This window comes from Streptomyces sp. NPDC088147, assembly GCF_044741565.1.
Taxonomy (GTDB): Bacteria; Actinomycetota; Actinomycetes; order Streptomycetales; family Streptomycetaceae; genus Streptomyces.
This window is the reverse complement of record NZ_JBIUSY010000004.1, coordinates 149391-166847: the sequence shown is the minus strand read 5'-3', so window position 1 is coordinate 166847 and position 17457 is coordinate 149391. Positions and strand designations below refer to the sequence as shown.

The window sequence follows — 17457 nt, the reverse complement described above, 5'->3', positions numbered from 1 at the left end:
CGGGTGCCGCGCGCTCGGGGGCCTCGCGCTCGTGTGCTCAGAGCGCCGTGAGGATCCGCGGCCCGTCGTCGGTGATCGCGACGGTGTGTTCCGCGTGGGACGCGCGGCTGGAGTCCAGGGTGCGGATCGTCCAGCCGTCGTGGTCCGTGAAGTGCCGGTCGGTGCCGCTGCCTATCAGCATCGGCTCTATCGCCAGCACCATGCCGTGCCGCAGCGGCATGCCGCGCCCCGGCCGCCCCTCGTTGGGCACACCCGGGTCCTCGTGCATCGTCCGGCCCACCCCGTGGCCGCCGAAGCCGTCGGGGATGCCGTAGCCCGCGCCGCGGCAGACACGGCCGATCGCATGGGCGATGTCACCGATGCGATTGCCGACGACGGCCGCCGCGATACCGGCCTCCAGTGCCCTGTCGGCCGTCTCTATCAGCCGTACGTCGTCCGGGCGCGCGTGGCCGACCGTGAAACTGATCGCCGCGTCGCCGACCCAGCCGTCGAGCACCGCGCCGCAGTCGATGCTGACGAGATCGCCGTCGTGCAGCCGGTAGCCGTCGGGGATGCCGTGCACGATCGCGTCGTTGACGGAGGCGCAGATGACGGCGGGGAAGGGGGTGGGCGCCCAGTCGGGGTGATAGTCGAGGAAGGGCGAACCGGCCCCCGCCTCGCGCAGGACGGCGCGCGCGGTCTCGTCGAGGGCGCGCAGCGTGCTGCCCACGGCCGCCGCGTCCCGTACCGCGGTCAGTGCCTGCGCGACAACCCGGCCCGCGGCGCGCATGGCGTCCAGGGACGCCTCGGTTTTGATCTCCACCATTCCAATAACTATACCGGTCGCGAAGGGCTCGGGGCACCCTTGTGCGGCGGTATTAGAATGACGAGATGGTACGTAGCCCTCTCACCCCTCAAGAGCGCGAACGCGGCGAGCGGCTCGGCCGGCTGCTCCGTGAGGCGCGTGGCGCGCGCAGCATGGTGGAGATCGCCGCCGTCGCCGGACTCTCCGCCGAGACCCTGCGCAAGATCGAGACCGGCCGGGCGCCGACGCCCGCCTTCTTCACCGTGGCGGCGCTGGCCGGGGCGCTGGGGCTGTCGATGGACGAGATCGCCGCGAGCTGCGTGCTGGTGCCGGTCTGATTCCGGTCCGGTCCCGGTCCGGTCTCTTCCGCGATCGCGGGTGGTCAGGGCTGTCGAGGACGGCGGGGACCGCGTAGTCTCCCGCCCGTGACCACCCTCGACGCACTCGGCCGCAGCCGCTATGTCAGCCTCACCACCTACCGCAAGGACGGTACGGCGGTCGCCACCCCCGTCTGGCACGCGGTGGCGGACGGCGAACTGGTCGTCTGGACCAGGTCCGACGCCTGGAAAGTGAAGCGGATCCGCAACAACGGCACAGTCGTGGTGACGGCGTGTGATGTGCGCGGGCGGATCGCCCAGGGCGCGCCGAGCGCCGAGGGCACGGCGCGGCTGGTCGAGGAGACGGCGGCGCTGGACCGGATCCGTAAGCTGCTCGCCCGCAAGTACACCTGGCAGTTCTGGCTGGTTTCCTGGCCGGCCAGGGTCGCACGGCGCGGCAAGCAGCCGCACACCGGGATCGTCGTCACCTTCTGACTCCGGCCGCCCCCGCGCCGCGGTGAGGTCACCGAACCGTCCCGGAAAACTGTCCGTAGCCGCCCTGTAACACGGCTGAGGTCGAATGCCAGCGGACCGGAGGGCTCCCTTCGGCGGAGCACGGCGGGGCAGGGACGGGGCCGGCGATGGCGGTGCATCAACTTCCAGCGGAAATCGGGGCGTTCGCGCGGTATTTAAGGGATCTGACGTCCCTCCTCGATCCGGAGGGCGGCTGGTACGGAGTCTTCCGCCACCGTGACCCCGATGGTCTGCGCGCCTGCTTCGACGGCACCGAGGTGCCGCCCTGGGACGTGGTGGAATCGCTGCTCCAGGACTTCGCCGCCGGACGTGACGACCGGGTGGTGGCGGCCGAGACCGAGCGGGCCGGCCTGCTCCACGCCGCGTCCGCCGCCGCGCACGACCGGCGCCCCGGCGGTTCCGAGGCGTTGTCCGACCGGCTGCGGCTGATGGTGCGCGAACAGGCGCACGCGGCGGGCCGGGCCGAGGAGCTGATCCGGCTGCTCGGTACCACCCCGGAGCGTTCGCCCCGGGCCGAACAGCTCTCCCACGACCTCGCCTGGATCCGCGACGACCATGCCCGCGCCTCCGCCCGCTGCGTCGAACTCCGCACCCGGCTGGCGTCGTTGGAGCCCCCGGCCCGCGCCGCCAGGCCCGCGCGCCCGCCGGCCCCGGAAGGCTGGTTCCGCGCGGAGGAGCCCTCGGTCTTCGACCGGCCCGGCGCCGAGCCGTCCGGCGGGATACCGGACGGGCGGACCGACGTCGCGCCGACTGCCGCCGCGTCTACTGACGCTGCGTCAAATAATGCCGGGGAGAGGGAGTTTCCGCACTGGGCAGACCGGGGCCGGCCCGGCTCCGAACCGGCGCCCGAGGCCCCCGCATCCGCCGCTCAACCCACCTCCACCGCCCCCCAGGGGGCGCCGGAGCCCGAAGAGAAGCCCGACGGGAAGCCCGAAGGGAAGAAGAAACGCGCGCCCGCGCCCCGGCGCAAGCCTCGTGGCGCCCGTTTCGCCGGGCTCGAAGTCGACGACCTCGACGAGCCGGTGTCCGCGCCCGCGTTGCCCGCCCCGCCGCCGTCCGCCCCCGCCTCCCCGCGCGGCGCCCGCTTCGGCGGCGTGCCCGCCGCGCCCGTCGCCCCGCCCGCGCCCCGGCACTCCGCCGAGGATCTGCGGGCCGCCGCCGAGACGGTCGCCACGCTCGTCCGGCTGCGCGCCGACGGCCGGACCGGCGAGGCACATGTCGTCCTCTGCGAAGCCGCCGGAAGGCCCCCCGAGCAGTTCCCGCTGCTCGCCGCCGAACTGCACCGCGCCGGGCTCGGCGCCGACTGGGCCGAGCTGCTGTGGGAAGCGGCCTTCCTGCCGCCCGCGCGGCTCGCCGCGGCGGCCGGGGCGCTCGCCGCGGCGGGCCGGGACGGCGACTGCGGACAGCTGCTGCGCCAGGGCGTCTCCCGTCCCGCCGGGGAGATCAGCGACGCCGTACTCGCCCTCGGCGAAGCGGGCCGCGCACACGAAGCGCACGCGCTGCTCAGCGCCTTCGTCCAGGCCCGTACGCCCGAGGACGCGGTGCTCATCGCCGCGCCCGACCCGCGCCGGCTGGTTCCCCAGCTGATCGACGCCGCCCGCGCGGTCTCGGTGGCCCGTGAGCGCGATCTCGTACACGCCCTGCGGGTGGCCGGGATCGTCAGCACCTGACCGGCTCCCGAGGTGATCGGCGGCCGGTCGCGGAGGCGATCGGGGCCGTCCCCGGGCGTGATCGGGACCGCCCGGGAGGTGATGGATTTGATGCATCTTGCCCAATGTCGACCGCTCGGGTGTGAAACTTGATCGACTCTGCGGGTTAACGGCGATGGTCTTGCCCCAGTGTGAGACGGGGCTTACGTTCTCCTCCTACGCATCGAATCTACGTGCGTAGAGCTCATCGACGCACCCGCCGAAGGAGCAGCTCGTGGCCAGAGTCGTACGCGCCGCACTCGTCCAGGCGACCTGGACGGGCGATACCGAATCCATGATCGCCAAGCATGAGGAGCACGCCCGCGAGGCTGCCCTGCAAGGCGCGAAGGTCATCGGGTTCCAGGAAGTCTTCAACGCGCCCTACTTCTGCCAGGTGCAGGAGCCTGAGCACTACCGGTGGGCCGAACCCGTCCCCGACGGCCCGACCGTCACCAGGATGCGGGAGCTCGCCCGCGAGACCGGCATGGTGATCGTCGTCCCGGTCTTCGAAGTCGAGCAGTCCGGGTTCTACTACAACACCGCGGCGGTCATCGACGCCGACGGCTCGTACCTCGGCAAGTACCGCAAGCACCACATCCCGCAGGTCAAGGGGTTCTGGGAGAAGTACTACTTCAAGCCGGGAAACGCCGGCTGGCCCGTCTTCGACACGGCGGTCGGCAAGGTCGGTGTCTATATCTGCTACGACCGGCACTTCCCCGAGGGCTGGCGCCAGCTGGGACTGAACGGCGCGCAGCTGGTCTACAACCCCTCCGCCACCTCCCGCGGTCTCTCCAGCTACCTCTGGCAGCTGGAGCAGCCGGCCGCCGCCGTCGCCAACGAGTACTTCGTCGCCGCGATCAACCGCGTCGGCCAGGAGGAGTACGGCGACAACGACTTCTACGGGACGAGCTACTTCGTCGACCCGCGCGGCCAGTTCGTCGGCGAGCCCGCGAGCGACAAGGCGGAGGAACTGGTCGTACGGGACCTGGACTTCGGCCTGATCGACGAGGTGCGCCAGCAGTGGGCGTTCTACCGGGACCGCCGCCCCGACGCGTACGAGGGGCTGGTGCGGCCGTGACCCGTCCACTCGCGAACGATCTGTACGGCCGCCACCGCGCCGTGCTCCCCGACTGGCTCGCGCTCTACTACGACGAGCCCATCGAGATCACCCACGGCGAGGGCCGCCATGTCTGGGACGCGGCGGGCAACCGCTATCTCGACTTCTTCGGCGGCATCCTCACCACCATGACCGCCCACGCGCTCCCCGAGGTCACCAAGGCGGTGAGCGAGCAGGCCGGGCGGATCATCCACTCCTCCACGCTCTATCTCAACCGTCCGATGGTCGAACTCGCCGAACGGATCGCCGCCCTGTCCGGCATCCCGGACGCCCGGGTCTTCTTCACCACCTCGGGCACCGAGGCCAATGACACGGCGCTGATGCTGGCGACCGCGTACCGCGGCTCCCACCAGATCCTGGCGATGCGCAACAGCTACCACGGCCGGTCCTTCTCCACCGTGTCCATCACCGGCAACCGCGGCTGGTCGCCGACCGGCCTCTCGCCGCTCCAGACGCTGTACGTGCACGGCGGCGTCCGCAACCGGGGGCCGTACGCCGGGCTCACCGACGAGCGGTTCATCGAGGCGTGCGTGGCCGATCTGGAGGATCTGCTCGGCCACACCCGCACGCCCGCCGCGCTGATCGCCGAACCGGTGCAGGGCGTCGGCGGGTTCACCGCCCCGCCGGACGGGCTGTACGCCGCGTTCCGCGAAGTCCTCGGCCGGCACGGCATCCTGTGGATCAGCGACGAGGTGCAGACCGGCTGGGGCCGTACCGGCGAGCACTTCTGGGGCTGGCAGGCACACGGTGAGAACGGCTCGCCGGACATCCTCACCTTCGCCAAGGGCATCGGCAACGGCATGTCCATCGGCGGTGTCGTCGCCCGCGCCGACATCATGAACTGCCTGGACGCCAACTCGATTTCGACCTTCGGCGGCAGCCCCGTCACCATGGCGGCCGGACTCGCCAACCTCTCGTATCTGCTGGAGCACGACCTCCAGGGCAACGCCCGCCGCGTCGGCGGACTGCTCATCGAGCGGCTGCGGGCCATCGGGGCAGGGATCGACTCCGTACGCGAGGTACGCGGACGCGGGCTGATGATCGGCATCGAGCTGATCAAGCCCAGCACCGGCCAGGCGGCCCCCGAGACGGCGTCGGCCGTGCTCGAAGCGGCCCGCGAGGGCGGTCTGCTGATCGGCAAGGGCGGTGGCCACAACACCAGCGTGCTGCGGATCGCCCCACCGCTCTCGCTGACCGTCGCCGAGGCGGAAGAGGGCGCCGCGATCCTCGAACAGGCCCTGCGCGGGGCGTAGTCGGGCCCTGACGGACCGATTCGCCGGCCGGGCCTCGACGGCCCGGCCCGGACCGCACCAGGCCGACCGTACGAAAGGGAGCGCCACCAGCATGAGCAGCAGTACCCGCACCCTGATCCGCGGCGGACTCGTCATCACCGCCGCCGACGAGATCCACGCCGACGTCCTGATCGAGGAAGGCCGGATCGTCGCCCTCGCCGCGCACGGGTCCGACGTGGCCGAGGGCTGGACCGCCGGCCGGACGATCGACGCCACCGGCAAGTACGTCATCCCGGGCGGGGTCGACGCCCATACGCACATGGAGATGCCGTTCGGCGGCACCTTCGCCGCCGACACCTTCGAGAGCGGTACCCGGGCGGCGGCCTGGGGCGGCACGACCACCATCGTGGACTTCGCCATCCAGTCGCCGGGACAGGCACTGCGCGCCGGACTCGACGCCTGGTACGCCAAGGCCGACGGCAACTGCGCCATCGACTACGCGTTCCACATGATCATGGCCGACGTCAACGAGAGTTCCCTGAAGGAGATGGACCTCCTGGTCCAGGAGGGCGTCACCTCCTTCAAGCTCTTCATGGCCTATCCCGGTGTCTTCTACAGCGACGACGGCCAGATCCTGCGGGCCATGCAGCGCGCCGCGCACAACGGCGGGCTGATCATGATGCACGCCGAGAACGGCATCGCGATCGACGTCCTCGTCGAACAGGCCCTGGCCGCCGGACGCACCGACCCGCGCTACCACGGCGAGGTACGGAAGGTCCTGCTGGAGGCCGAGGCCACCCACCGGGCGATCCAGCTCGCGCGGGTCGCCGAGGCGCCGTTGTACGTCGTGCACGTCTCGGCGGAGGAAGCCGTCGCCGAACTCGCCGCCGCCCGCGACAAGGGGCTGCCCGTCTTCGGCGAGACCTGTCCGCAGTACCTCTTCCTGTCCACCGACAACCTCGCCGAGCCGGACTTCGAGGGCTCCAAGTACGTCTGTTCCACGCCGCTCCGGCCCAAGGAGCACCAGGCCGCGCTCTGGCGCGGACTGCGTACCAACGATCTCCAGGTGGTCTCCACCGACCACTGCCCGTTCTGTTTCGTGGGCCAGAAGGAGATGGGCCGCGGCGACTTCTCGAAGATCCCCAACGGGCTGCCGGGGGTGGAGAACCGGATGGATCTGCTCCATCAGGCCGTCGTCGAGGGGAAGCTGACCCGCCGCCGCTGGATCGAGATCGCCTGCGCCTCCCCGGCCAGGATGTTCGGCCTCTATCCGCGCAAGGGCACCATCGCGCCGGGCGCCGACGCCGATGTCGTCATCTATGACCCGCACACCGAGCAGACCGTCTCCGCCGAGACCCATCACATGGACGTGGACTACTCCGCGTACGAGGGCAAGCGGATCACCGGACAGGTCGAGACGGTCCTCTCGCGCGGTGAACTCGTCATCGACAAACGGCAGTTCACCGGACGGGCGGGACACGGGCAGTACACCCCCCGCTCCCTCTGCCAGTACCTCACCTGAGACCTAGGAGTGACCAGGCCATGGACTTCGGACTCGTCCTCCAGACCGACCCGCCCGCGTCGGCGGTCGTCGGCCTCATGCGGCGCGCGGAACGCAACGGCTTCACGTACGGCTGGACCTTTGACTCGGCCGTGCTCTGGCAGGAGCCGTTCGTCATCTACAGCCGCATCCTGGAGCACACCACCACACTGACCGTCGGCCCGATGGTGACCAATCCGGGCACCAGGACCTGGGAGGTGACCGCCTCCACGTTCGCCACGCTCAACGAGATGTACGGCAACCGCACCGTGTGCGGCATCGGGCGCGGCGACTCCGCGATGCGGGTCGTGGGCCGCAAACCCAACACACTGGCCCGGCTCGGCGAGGCCATCGACGTCATCCGCGATCTCGGGGAGGGGCGCGAGGCCGTGGTCGACGGCCGCCCGCTGCGGCTGCCCTGGGTGCGTGACGGGAAGCTGCCGGTGTGGATGGCGGCGTACGGACCCAAGGCGCTGGCCATGGCGGGGGAGAAGGCGGACGGCTTCATCCTCCAGCTCGCCGACCCGTTCCTCACCGAGTGGATGGTCAAGGCGGTCCGTACGGCGGCGTCCGACGCCGGACGCGACCCGGACTCCGTCACGATCTGCGTCGCCGCGCCCGCGTACGTGAGCGACGACATCGCGCACGCGCGCGAGCAGTGCCGGTGGTTCGGCGGCATGGTCGGCAATCATGTGGCCGATCTGGTGAGCCGGTACGGAGAGCACTCCGGGCTGGTGCCCGACGCGCTGACCGACTACATCAAGCGGCGCGAGGGGTACGACTACAGCCACCACGGCCGGGCCGGGAACCCGTCCACGGACTTCGTGCCCGACGAGATCGTGGACCGGTTCTGTCTGCTGGGGCCGGCCGAGGCGCATATCGAGAAGCTGAGGGCGCTGCGCGACCTGGGCGTCGACCAGTTCGCCGTCTACGACATGCATGACGCGAAGGAAGCGACGATCGACGCGTACGGCGCCGAGATCATCCCCGCGCTCCGGGACTGATCCGCGCGACCGCGCTCCTCCGGTCCACCCCCGCCCGCACGGCCTCGTTCGACGTCCCCGAATCCCGCTCTCGAACGAAGGGTCCCACCGCCATGACCTCGACCGCACAGCCCGCCGGCCCGGACCCCGGCTCCGGAGAACCGATAGCCACCGCGCGGACCGATCCCCAGGGCCGCGTCGAACTCCCGCCCGGAGTGGTCCCCGACGACAGCCGCTTCGCCAACGCGGATCTGCTGCCCGTACCGGTGGCCCGCCGTCGCTGGACGACGTACAACTTCGCCGCCCTGTGGGTCGGGATGGCGCACAACATCCCGTCCTGGCTGCTCGCCTCCGGGCTGGTCACGCTCGGCATGGACTGGAAACAGGCGGTCTTCACGATCGCGCTGGCCAATGTGATCGTGCTGTTCCCGATGCTGCTCACCGGGCACGCGGGGCCGAAGTACGGCATCCCCTTCCCGGTCCTCGCGCGCGCCTCGTTCGGGCTGCGCGGCGCGAATCTGCCCGCGCTGATCAGGGCGGGCGTCGCCTGCGCGTGGTTCGGGATCCAGACCTGGATCGGTGGCCAGGGCATCTTCGTCCTGCTCGGCAAGATCTTCGGCGGCTGGGCGGAGGCGTCGACGATCGGCGGCCAGCCGTGGACCCTCTGGCTCTGCTTCGTCCTCTTCTGGGCGCTCGAACTCGCCATCATCTACCGGGGGATGGACACCCTGCGGCGCTTCGAGAACTGGGCGGCGCCCTTCGTGATCGTCGGCGCGCTGGTGCTGCTGGTCTGGATCACCGTCAAAGCGGGCGGCCTCGGACCGCTGCTCGACCAGCCGTCCGAGCTGGGCTGGGGCGCCGACTTCTGGCCGGTCTTCTTCCCGTCCCTGATGGGGATGATCGCCTTCTGGGCCACGCTGTCCCTGAACATCCCCGACTTCACCCGCTTCGGCGCGGGCCAACGCGCCCAGATCTGGGGCCAGTCGCTCGGCCTGCCCACGACCATGACCCTCTTCGCGCTGCTCTCGGTCTTCGTCACCTCCGGCTCACAGGCGGTGTACGGGGCGGCCGTCTGGGACCCGGTCGAGCTGGCCGCGAAGACCGACAACGTCTTCGGCCTGCTCTTCGCGCTGGTGACCGTGCTGATCGCGACGATCTCCGTGAACATCGCCGCCAATGTCGTCTCGCCCGCCTACGACCTCGCCAATCTCGCGCCGAAGCTCATCAACTTCCGTACGGGCGCGCTGATCACGGGTGTGGTCGGGGTCGTCATCATGCCGTGGAAGCTCACCGCCACCCCCGAGCTGTACATCTTCACCTGGCTCGGTCTGGTGGGCGGTCTGCTCGGTACGGTCGCGGGCATCCTGATCGCGGACTACTGGATCATCCGCCGCACCGTCCTCGACCTGGCCGATCTGTACCGTCCGGGAGGCCGTTACTGGTACCGCAACGGCTGGAACCCACGGGCGGTCCTCGCCTTCGTCGCCGGCGGCGTCCTGGCCGTGGGCGGCTCCCACTCGGCCCCGGGGAAGGGCCCGTTCCCCGAGGACGGACTGATCCCCTTCCTCAAGCCGCTCGCGGACTACGGGTGGGCGGTGGGTCTGGTGGTATCGCTGGCGTTGTACGTGGCGCTGATGCTGCCGCGCTCGGCGGGGCGGGCGGGGGTCTGAGGACTCCGGCTAGGGCGTGGCCAGGGTGCGGTCGAGGAGGGGGAGCAGGCGGTCCCAATGGCGCCGCAGTGCGGCGGCGTCGAAGGCGTCGGTGTCGGACATGGTGTAGCCGTGGACGGTGCCGGGGTAGATCTCGGTGGTGTAGCCGACCCCCGCGGCGTCCAGGGCCTGGTTGAGCTCGCTGATCGTCTCGGGCGACATGTCGTTCTCGGCGAGGCCGAGGTGGACCTGGGCGGTGAGTGCGGAGACGAGGCGGTGCGGGCTGTCCGGCGCGTCGGTGACCAGGAAGCCGGGGTGGAATCCGGCGACGGCGGCCACCTGGTCCGGATGGGCCGCCGTGATCGGCTACCGCGTGGGCGCCGCCCTGGCGATGCGCACCGCGGCGGCCCGTCCGGACCCTTCTACGGCACGCGGGCCGTCCATTCCGGGGTGGAGAACTTCGTCGCGGCCAGCTCCCGGGCGCGCGCCATCTCCTCGTCGCTGACCTTGCCCGTGGTCAGTCCGTACCGGCCGCGGAAGGAGTCGATCATCCGCTCGATGACGGTCTCGCGCGGCAGTCCGGTCTGCCGGCGCAGCGGATCGACGCGCTTCTTCGCGCTTCGGGTGCCCTTGTCGGAGAGCTTCTCGCGGCCGATGCGGAGCACGTCGAGCATCTTGTCGGCGTCGATGTCGTACGCCATGGTCACGTGGTGCAGCACCGCGCCCGTACCGCTCACGATCCGCTTCTGCGCGGCGCCCGCGATCTTGCCGGCGTCGGTGGCGATGTCGTTGAGGGGCTGGTACCAGGCGGTGATGCCCATGTCGCCGAGCGCGCCGAGCACCCAGTCGTCCAGATACGCGTAACTGTCGGCGAAGGTAAGGCCCTTGACGAGGGAGTCGGGAACGGAGAGGGAGTACGTGATGGTGTTGCCCGGTTCGATGAACATCGCGCCGCCGCCGGAGATGCGGCGGACCACGGTGATGCCGTGACGTTCCGCGCCCTCGGCGTCGACCTCGTTGCGCAGTGACTGGAAGCTGCCGATCACCACGGCGGGCGCCGCCCACTCCCAGACCCGCAGGGTGGGCGGGCGCAGTCCGGCGGCGACCTCGGTGGTGATGACCTCGTCGAGTGCCATATGGAGGGCGGGGGACTCCGGCGCCGAGTGGATCAGCTGCCAGTCGTAGTCCGTCCAGTCGGTGGCGCGCGCCAGCGCGCGGCGTACGGCGATGGCGACGCCCTCGGTGCTGAGCCCGTACATCACGGTGCCGGGCGGCAGCGCCGCCTCGATACGGGCGGCGAGCCCGGCGGCGTCGGTGTCGGCCGGGGCGCCCTCCAGCGTGCGGTCGATCGACTCGATCGCGTCGTCGGGCTCCAGGAAGAAGTCCCCGGCGACCCGGACATGGCGCAGCAGTCCGTCCTCCGTGTCGAGATCGACCACGACGAGCTTGCCGCCGGGGACCTTGTACTCACCGTGCACGGTCATGCCTCCAGATCCGGCCGCCGGCCCGTCCGTGGACCGGGGCGTGTACCGCTCAGCGCAACGTCCGTGCCGGGGCGGTTCATTCCGCGGCGTCCGGCGTACGCGCCGCGGCGTCCGGCGTACGCGCCGCGGCGTCCGGCGTACGCGCCGCGGCGTCCCGCGTACGCGCGCCGTCCTCGGCGGGAGGGCCGTCGGCCGCGAGGGACCGGAGGAAACCGTCGACCATCGACGTCTGTACGGTCACGGAGAACCGTTCGGGGTCGAAGAGGGCCTGGACGACGAGACCGTGCGTGAACGCGACGGCGGTGGCGGCGAGTTGGTCCGTGTCCGCGCTCCCGGGCAGTTCGCCCAGGCGCCGGGCGGCCTCCAAGTGCGGGCGGATCGCGGAACGCATACGTGCGTAGCGGCCGGCCTGGTCCGCGCCCAGTTCCCCGTCGGCGAGCGCGAGGTCCCAGGAGCTGACCCAGACGCGGTTGCGGACGGTGTCGTCGGGGGTCAGCGGGAGGATGTCCAGCAGCGTCGCGCGCAGGGCCGCCAGGCCCTCGGCGGGGCGGTCGCGCCGGGGACGGTCCGCGGTCCGCCGCTCCAGCACGTCCAGGGCGTGGACGACCAGCGCGCGCTTGGTCGGGAAGTAGTGCATGAGCATCCCGGTCGAGACGCCCATCGTGGCGGCCACGGCGCGCAGGGTCAGTCCGCCGAACCCCTTGTCGGCGAGTGTCCGCCACACCGCCTCCGATACGTCCTCGCGGCGGGCGTCACGGTCTCCTCGTGCTGGCGGCATGCTGCTACCTTACATACCGAACGCTCGTTACGTACCTCTCATGTGCCTCACAGGCTTCGTGTACCTCATAGGAAAGAGATCCCCCGTGTTCGCGCTCGCCCTGGGTGACGACGCCCAGCTCCGCCCCCTCGAACCCTGGCAGGCGCCGGAGTTCCTGGCCCATATCGACCGCGCCAGACCCACCGTGGACCCCTGGATCCCCTGGGCGACACTCAGCACCGACCTGCCCTCGGCCACGGCCGTCCTCCAGCGCTACGCCGACAACCAGGCCAAGGACACGGCACGGATCTTCGGCATCTGGCTGGACGGCACACTGGTCGGCGGCGTCATGTTCCGCACGTTCGACGCCGCCTCCGGAGTGTGCGAGCTCGGCTGCTGGCTGGAGGCCGCCGCCGAGGGGCGCGGCCTGATCACCAGGGCGTCCCGCGTGTGCATCGACTGGGCGTTCCGGGAGCGCGGGATGAGCCGGGTCGAATGGTGGGCCTCGGCGGGCAACACCCGCAGCATCCGGACCGCGCGCCGGCTCGGGATGACCCGGGACGGAGTGCTCCGGCAGTGCTATCCGTACCGCGGTGTCCGCCACGACAGCGAGGTCTGGTCGATCCTCGCGGACGAGTGGCCCGTGCCCGCGGAACCTGACCTGACCTGACCTGACCTGACCTGACCGGAGCGGGCCGGGCGACTCCGGCGCGCGGCCGACGATCGCCCCCCTCAAAGCCGGCCTCCGTACATCGACCCCCTCACGCCGCCTCCGTACACTGACGGGCATGGCATGCCGTATCAGTGAGCTGGTCATCGACGTCGCCGACCCCGATCGGCTCGCCGCGTTCTGGAGCGGGGTCCTCGGCTACGTCGAACTCGGCCGGGAGGACGACGGAAGCATCGAGATCGGGCCGCCCGGCGCCGGCTTCGGCGGTCCGCTGCCCACCCTCGTCCTCAGCCCCAGCAGCGCGCCGCGGACCGGGAAGCTCCCCCTGCACATCGACGTCAGCGCCACCGACCGCGACCAGGACGCCGAGTTGGAGCGGCTGCTCGCTCTCGGCGCCAGGCCCGTCGACATCGGTCAGACCGGCACCGAGAGCTGGCACGTCCTGGCCGACCCGGAAGGCAACGAATTCTGCCTGCTGCGGGCCCGGATCAAGCCCGTCTGACCACTCTGGCGCACGCCCACCCCGGCGCACGCCCGCGGTGGGGCGCCGGAAGCCCTCACGTGCCGGGAGCCCTCACGCGGCCAGCAGGTCCACCAGCCTGTCGCGGACACCGTCCCTGCCGCCCGACGGGGCCGGGACCAGCCCGTCCCGGTGCCGCGGGTCCCGGGAAAGGACGTGCAGCCGCCCCTCGTTACGGGCCAGGATCAGGTCGGTACTGGTGCCCGCCGTCTCGGCCGAACCCCGCACGCTGTACTGGGTGACGGTGACCAGCGCGGAACGCTCCGACCCGGTGAGCACGGCATCGGCGTCCATCGACGGATCGGCATCCGCCGACGGGCCCCGGGGCAGCCAGTCGGTGAGCGTACGGAGCGCCTCGTCGAGCTTGTACAGCCCGATCTGGTGGACGCCGAGCGCGTCGATGCGGACCATCAGGCAGATCCGCTCGGGCTGGGGGAGCAGCAGGATCCGCCACGGCTCGCCCGGACTCGTCCCGGTCGTACGGGCGTCGAGCACCTTCCTGGCCCGCTGCTGGAACGCCACGGCGATACCGAGGTCTCCCCGTACCTGGACCTCCTCGGACGAGGAGCCCGCCAGGAGCAGTTGGCGTGCGGCCAGCGAGCGGACGGCCTCGGCGAGTTCTTCGTCCGACGGCCGGGCCTCCAGGAAGTCCACGATCGCGTCCACGGCGGTGAGTTCGGCGATGGTGTACGCACCGAGCAGCACCGGCCCGGTGTTCACCAGATTCACCACGGCCGAGACCAGCCCCTGGGGAACGGACGCCTCGCCCGGCTCCGGCGATGACGCCGGAGAAGTGCCGCGTTGATCATCGCTCATGACGAACCTCCTGCCGGCCGGCCGCCCGCAGGTGGCGCCTCGCGACTCTCACGGAGAACCGCGGCGGCGGTACGGGACGGGGTCTGCGTCACCCACACGTCGGAGTTGCCGAACAAGCCCCGGCCGGCCCTGCCGGACAGCGCCTGGCCCAGCTCGCCGGCCAGATCCGGCCGGTCCGGTGGCGGGAAACGGGCCGCGAGTTCCTGGGACACGGCCGTGACGTCGTCGTTCGCCTCGATCCGGCGCAGCGCCTGGGTCAGAGACCGCGCGATCGGCGGTGTCAGGGATGTGGGCATCGCCAGAACCGGCGAGAGGTACAGCGGGCGCCGTTCGGTCATCCGCGACAGACCCCAGGGCCCGACGTTGCTGTTGGTGAACTTGTACACCACGTAGTCCATCAGATGCCGCACGTCGCTCGGACGAGGCAGCTTGGACCCGCCGAACGCGGCCGGGGTCTTCTCCAGTTGCACCCAGGTGCCCTGTGCCGTGCGGCCGTGCAGTTTCTCCCGTACGACCTGTCCGCGCATCCCGATGTCGGGGTAGAGCGTCTTGTCGATGTCGCGGTGGTGGCTGGAGATCCGCGGATGGCTGCCCTTGGCGAACCGCCAGCGCTCGTACAGCCGCGGATCGTCCACCAGCACATGCCCGCCGCGCAGCACGTCGCGCAACTGCGGTACCTGTAGCCCGTGCCGTTCCAGATCGTCGAGGATCACCGCTTCCTCCGGGCTGAGGCGTTCGGCGGCCTTGACCAGGCCTTTCCGGTACGATCCGGCCCGCGCGGTGATCTCTATCATGAGCCGCACCCTGGCGCGCACCTCGTCGGCCCGCTCGGCGCTGACGGTATCGGAAGAAGCCACCTCGCCGGGCTGCTCAGCGCGGGGCGCGGACGCCCGCGTGTGCTTGCGCTTCATCTGGCCAGTACAGCACGACGGGCAGGCACGCGCAGGGGCTGGCGACGAGCCCGGCGCTGCCCTGCCCTGCCCGGAGCCGGAGCCGGAGCCGGGGCGCGGAGGCGCGCGGTGCTCAGCCGTGACCGGTGGCGAGCGCCGTCGCGAGCCGCCGGGCCTCCTCCACCGCGTGAGGGATGTCCCCGACGGGGAAGAGCACATGCCGTACGGTCCGCCGCGGATCGAGGACGAGGACACTGCGTTTGAGCCGTACCTGTCCGGCGCCGCGGAAGGTGGGCAGGCGCAGAGCGGCGGCCAGGCGCAGGTGGGTGTCCGACAGCAGGGGGTACGGCACCGACTCGGCGTGGGCGAACGCCGCCTGTTCGTGGGGCAGTTGGGTGCTGACGCCATGGACGGCGGCGCCCGCGTCGTGGAAGGCGGGCCAGGAGTCGCGGAACAGCCGGTTCTCCAGGGTGCAGCCGGCCGCGCCGGGAAGCGGCTCCTCCCACTGGACTCCGGTGGCGGGGTAGGTGAACAGGACGGTGGCGGCGGCGTCAGGGGCGACGGCGTCGCGCAGGACCCCGTCGCTGCCGGGCAGTTCGAGGTCCACGGGCAGCCTGCTGCCGGTCAGCGCGTGCATACGGGCGTGTTCCGCGCCGTCCTCCGTCGCGGTGGCGGTCACGCTTCCGTCGCCCAGCACCCAGCGGTCGCCCCAGTCCTGCATGGCCACCAGCAGCGGCAGCAGTCCGGCGCCCGCCTCCGTGAGCAGGTACTCGTAACGCACCGGTCGGCGCTGGTAGAGGCTGCGGTGCAGTACGCCGGCGGCGACGAGCCGTCCCAGCCGCTCGGTGAGGACCTTGCGGGACAGGCCCAGTTCGGCGGCGAGGGCGTCGAAGCGGACATGGCCGCGGGCGATCTCGCGCAGGATCAGGACGTTCCACCGGTCACCCACGATCGTGGCGGCCTGGGCGATGCCGCAGGCCGCGTCGGCGTTGTGCGTTCTCATGCCTCCATAGTAAGTTCCCTTTCGGAACTCACTTTGTTTCAGCTGGGAACTTTCTAGAGGATCAGTGAGCCTTCCACGGGATCACATCCGAGGATCTGAGGAGCCGCACCATGACCGCCATCACCCGCGTTCTCGGCCGCGAGATCATCGACAGCCGGGGCAACCCCACCGTCGAGGTGGACGTCGAACTGTCGGACGGCTCGACCGGCCGCGCCGCCGTACCGTCCGGGGCGTCGACCGGCGCGCGGGAGGCGGTGGAACTGCGCGACGAGGACCCGGGCCGGTTCCACGGCAAGGGGGTCCGCCGTGCCGTCGACGCCGTCAACGAGACCATCGCGGACGCCGTGACGGGCCTCGACGCCGAGAACCAGGCCGCGGTCGACGCGGCGCTGATCGAGCTGGACGGCACCCCCAACAAGGCGCGGCTCGGTGCGAACGCCGCCCTGGGCGTCTCGCTCGCCGTGGCCAAGGCCGCCGCGGCCTCCCACCGGCTGCCGCTGTACCGGTACGTCGGCGGGGTCGACGCGCGGCTGCTGCCCGTACCGATGATGAACATCATCAACGGCGGCGCGCACGCCGACAACCCGCTGGACTTCCAGGAGTTCATGATCGCCCCGATCGGCGCGGCGACCTTCGCCGAGGCCGTACGCATGGGCTCAGAGGTCTTCCACACCCTGCGCCGGGACCTCATCGCCGCCGGTCACAGCACCGGCGTCGGTGACGAGGGGGGCTTCGCGCCCGCCCTGCGCACGGCCGACGAGGCACTGGACTTCACCGTACGGGCCGTCGAGCGCACCGGCTACAAGCCCGGCGAGGACATCACCATCGTCATGGACCCGGCCACGTCGGAGTTCTTCCGGGACGGGGTCTACGACTACGCGGGCGAGGGCCGTCGCCGTACGCCCGAGGAGCACGTCGACTACCTCGCCGGACTCGTCGCCCGTTACCCGGTGGCCTCGATCGAGGACCCGATGGCCGAGGACGATCTCGACGGCTGGCGGCTGCTCATGGCACGGCTCGGGGACCGGTGCCAGCTCACCGGCGATGACGTGTTCTGCACGAACGAGACGCTGTTGCGCGAGGGCATCGGCAACGGCGTGGCCAACTCGGTCCTGGTGAAGGTCAACCAGATCGGCACCCTCACCGAGACCCTGGCCACCGTCGGCACCGCCCACCGGGCGGGCTACACGGTGGTGATGTCGCACCGCTCGGGGGAGACCGAGGACACCACGATCGCCGACCTCGCCGTGGCCACCGGCTGCGGGCAGATCAAGACCGGGTCGATGTCCCGCTCCGACCGGACCGCCAAGTACAACCAGCTCATCCGCATCGAGGAGGAACTGGGCACCCAGGCCCGGTACGCGGGCAGGGACGCCCTCGGACTGCGCCACCGGGCCGACGCAGACGCCGACGCAGACGCCTCCGTCGGTGGAGGTCAAGGAGCATTCTGAACGTAGTGGGGACCGGCCCAGG

Annotated in this window: 17 protein-coding genes and 1 pseudogene; 11 read left to right on the top strand and 7 right to left on the bottom strand. The window is 71.2% G+C overall.

Features of this window, described 5'->3' with window-relative positions; genetic code table 11:
- Window positions 1–37: 37 nt before the first annotated feature.
- Window positions 38–805 (bottom strand): type I methionyl aminopeptidase, encoded by a 768-nt coding sequence (gene map, locus ACIOGX_RS15905; RefSeq protein WP_356510202.1) that lies wholly within the window; start codon window positions 803–805, stop codon window positions 38–40.
- A 65-nt stretch (window positions 806–870) separates the two neighbouring features.
- Here map and ACIOGX_RS15900 point away from each other — a divergent pair, with 65 nt between their 5' ends.
- The 8 genes from ACIOGX_RS15900 to ACIOGX_RS15865 all read left to right on the top strand — a co-directional run bounded on the left by ACIOGX_RS15900 (window position 871) and on the right by ACIOGX_RS15865 (window position 9865).
- On the top strand, window positions 871–1122 hold the full coding sequence (locus ACIOGX_RS15900) for a helix-turn-helix domain-containing protein (protein ID WP_129768137.1): 252 nt from the start codon (window positions 871–873) through the stop codon (window positions 1120–1122).
- A gap of 87 nt (window positions 1123–1209) precedes the next feature.
- Window positions 1210–1596 carry a PPOX class F420-dependent oxidoreductase gene (locus ACIOGX_RS15895; RefSeq protein ID WP_401913634.1) on the top strand — a complete coding sequence of 129 codons (387 nt, stop codon included), beginning with the start codon at window positions 1210–1212 and terminating at the stop codon, window positions 1594–1596.
- A gap of 146 nt (window positions 1597–1742) precedes the next feature.
- On the top strand, window positions 1743–3305 hold the full coding sequence (locus ACIOGX_RS15890) for a hypothetical protein (RefSeq protein ID WP_401913631.1): 1563 nt from the start codon (window positions 1743–1745) through the stop codon (window positions 3303–3305).
- Between the two features lie 253 nt (window positions 3306–3558).
- Complete coding sequence (locus ACIOGX_RS15885; protein ID WP_129768134.1) at window positions 3559–4401, top strand: nitrilase-related carbon-nitrogen hydrolase; 843 nt, start codon at window positions 3559–3561, stop codon at window positions 4399–4401.
- Window positions 4398–5693: an aspartate aminotransferase family protein gene (locus tag ACIOGX_RS15880; RefSeq protein WP_401913628.1), complete on the top strand. Its 1296-nt coding sequence runs from the start codon at window positions 4398–4400 to the stop codon at window positions 5691–5693. Before ACIOGX_RS15885 ends, ACIOGX_RS15880 begins: the two co-directional genes overlap by 4 nt.
- A gap of 91 nt (window positions 5694–5784) precedes the next feature.
- Entirely contained in the window at window positions 5785–7194 is a 1410-nt protein-coding gene (gene hydA, locus ACIOGX_RS15875) for a dihydropyrimidinase (protein ID WP_401913625.1), read from the top strand.
- A gap of 20 nt (window positions 7195–7214) precedes the next feature.
- On the top strand, window positions 7215–8216 hold the full coding sequence (locus tag ACIOGX_RS15870) for a TIGR03842 family LLM class F420-dependent oxidoreductase (protein ID WP_356510192.1): 1002 nt from the start codon (window positions 7215–7217) through the stop codon (window positions 8214–8216).
- Window positions 8217–8308: 92 nt separating this feature from the next.
- Entirely contained in the window at window positions 8309–9865 is a 1557-nt protein-coding gene (locus tag ACIOGX_RS15865; RefSeq protein ID WP_356510190.1) for an NCS1 family nucleobase:cation symporter-1, read from the top strand.
- Between the two features lie 9 nt (window positions 9866–9874).
- On the opposite strand, the pseudogene ACIOGX_RS15860 reads toward ACIOGX_RS15865, so the two are convergent.
- From ACIOGX_RS15860 to ACIOGX_RS15850, 3 genes and pseudogenes are all read right to left on the bottom strand, one after another.
- Window positions 9875–10201, bottom strand: a pseudogene (locus tag ACIOGX_RS15860) (dienelactone hydrolase family protein); the annotation flags it as partial.
- A 65-nt stretch (window positions 10202–10266) separates the two neighbouring features.
- Window positions 10267–11322: a biotin/lipoate A/B protein ligase family protein gene (locus tag ACIOGX_RS15855; RefSeq protein ID WP_401914216.1), complete on the bottom strand. Its 1056-nt coding sequence runs from the start codon at window positions 11320–11322 to the stop codon at window positions 10267–10269.
- A gap of 82 nt (window positions 11323–11404) precedes the next feature.
- Window positions 11405–12106 carry a TetR/AcrR family transcriptional regulator gene (locus tag ACIOGX_RS15850; RefSeq protein WP_401913621.1) on the bottom strand — a complete coding sequence of 234 codons (702 nt, stop codon included), beginning with the start codon at window positions 12104–12106 and terminating at the stop codon, window positions 11405–11407.
- 85 nt (window positions 12107–12191) lie between these two features.
- On the opposite strand from ACIOGX_RS15850, the gene ACIOGX_RS15845 reads away from it, so the two are divergent.
- A complete protein-coding gene (locus ACIOGX_RS15845) occupies window positions 12192–12755 on the top strand; it encodes a GNAT family N-acetyltransferase (protein WP_387013601.1) in 564 nt (187 codons plus the stop codon).
- A 118-nt stretch (window positions 12756–12873) separates the two neighbouring features.
- Window positions 12874–13257, top strand: a complete 384-nt coding sequence (locus ACIOGX_RS15840; protein ID WP_401913617.1) for a VOC family protein — start codon at window positions 12874–12876, stop codon at window positions 13255–13257.
- Between the two features lie 72 nt (window positions 13258–13329).
- On the opposite strand, the gene ACIOGX_RS15835 is transcribed toward ACIOGX_RS15840, so the two are convergent.
- From ACIOGX_RS15835 to ACIOGX_RS15825, 3 genes are all read right to left on the bottom strand, one after another.
- A complete protein-coding gene (locus ACIOGX_RS15835; protein ID WP_401913614.1) occupies window positions 13330–14091 on the bottom strand; it encodes a hypothetical protein in 762 nt (253 codons plus the stop codon).
- Complete coding sequence (locus ACIOGX_RS15830; protein ID WP_401913611.1) at window positions 14088–15002, bottom strand: hypothetical protein; 915 nt, start codon at window positions 15000–15002, stop codon at window positions 14088–14090. Before ACIOGX_RS15830 ends, ACIOGX_RS15835 begins: the two co-directional genes overlap by 4 nt.
- Before the next feature lie 112 nt (window positions 15003–15114).
- Complete coding sequence (locus tag ACIOGX_RS15825; protein ID WP_401913608.1) at window positions 15115–15984, bottom strand: winged helix-turn-helix transcriptional regulator; 870 nt, start codon at window positions 15982–15984, stop codon at window positions 15115–15117.
- Window positions 15985–16094: 110 nt separating this feature from the next.
- Here ACIOGX_RS15825 and eno point away from each other — a divergent pair, with 110 nt between their 5' ends.
- Window positions 16095–17435, top strand: a complete 1341-nt coding sequence (gene eno, locus ACIOGX_RS15820; protein WP_401913606.1) for a phosphopyruvate hydratase — start codon at window positions 16095–16097, stop codon at window positions 17433–17435.
- Window positions 17436–17457: the final 22 nt, after the last annotated feature.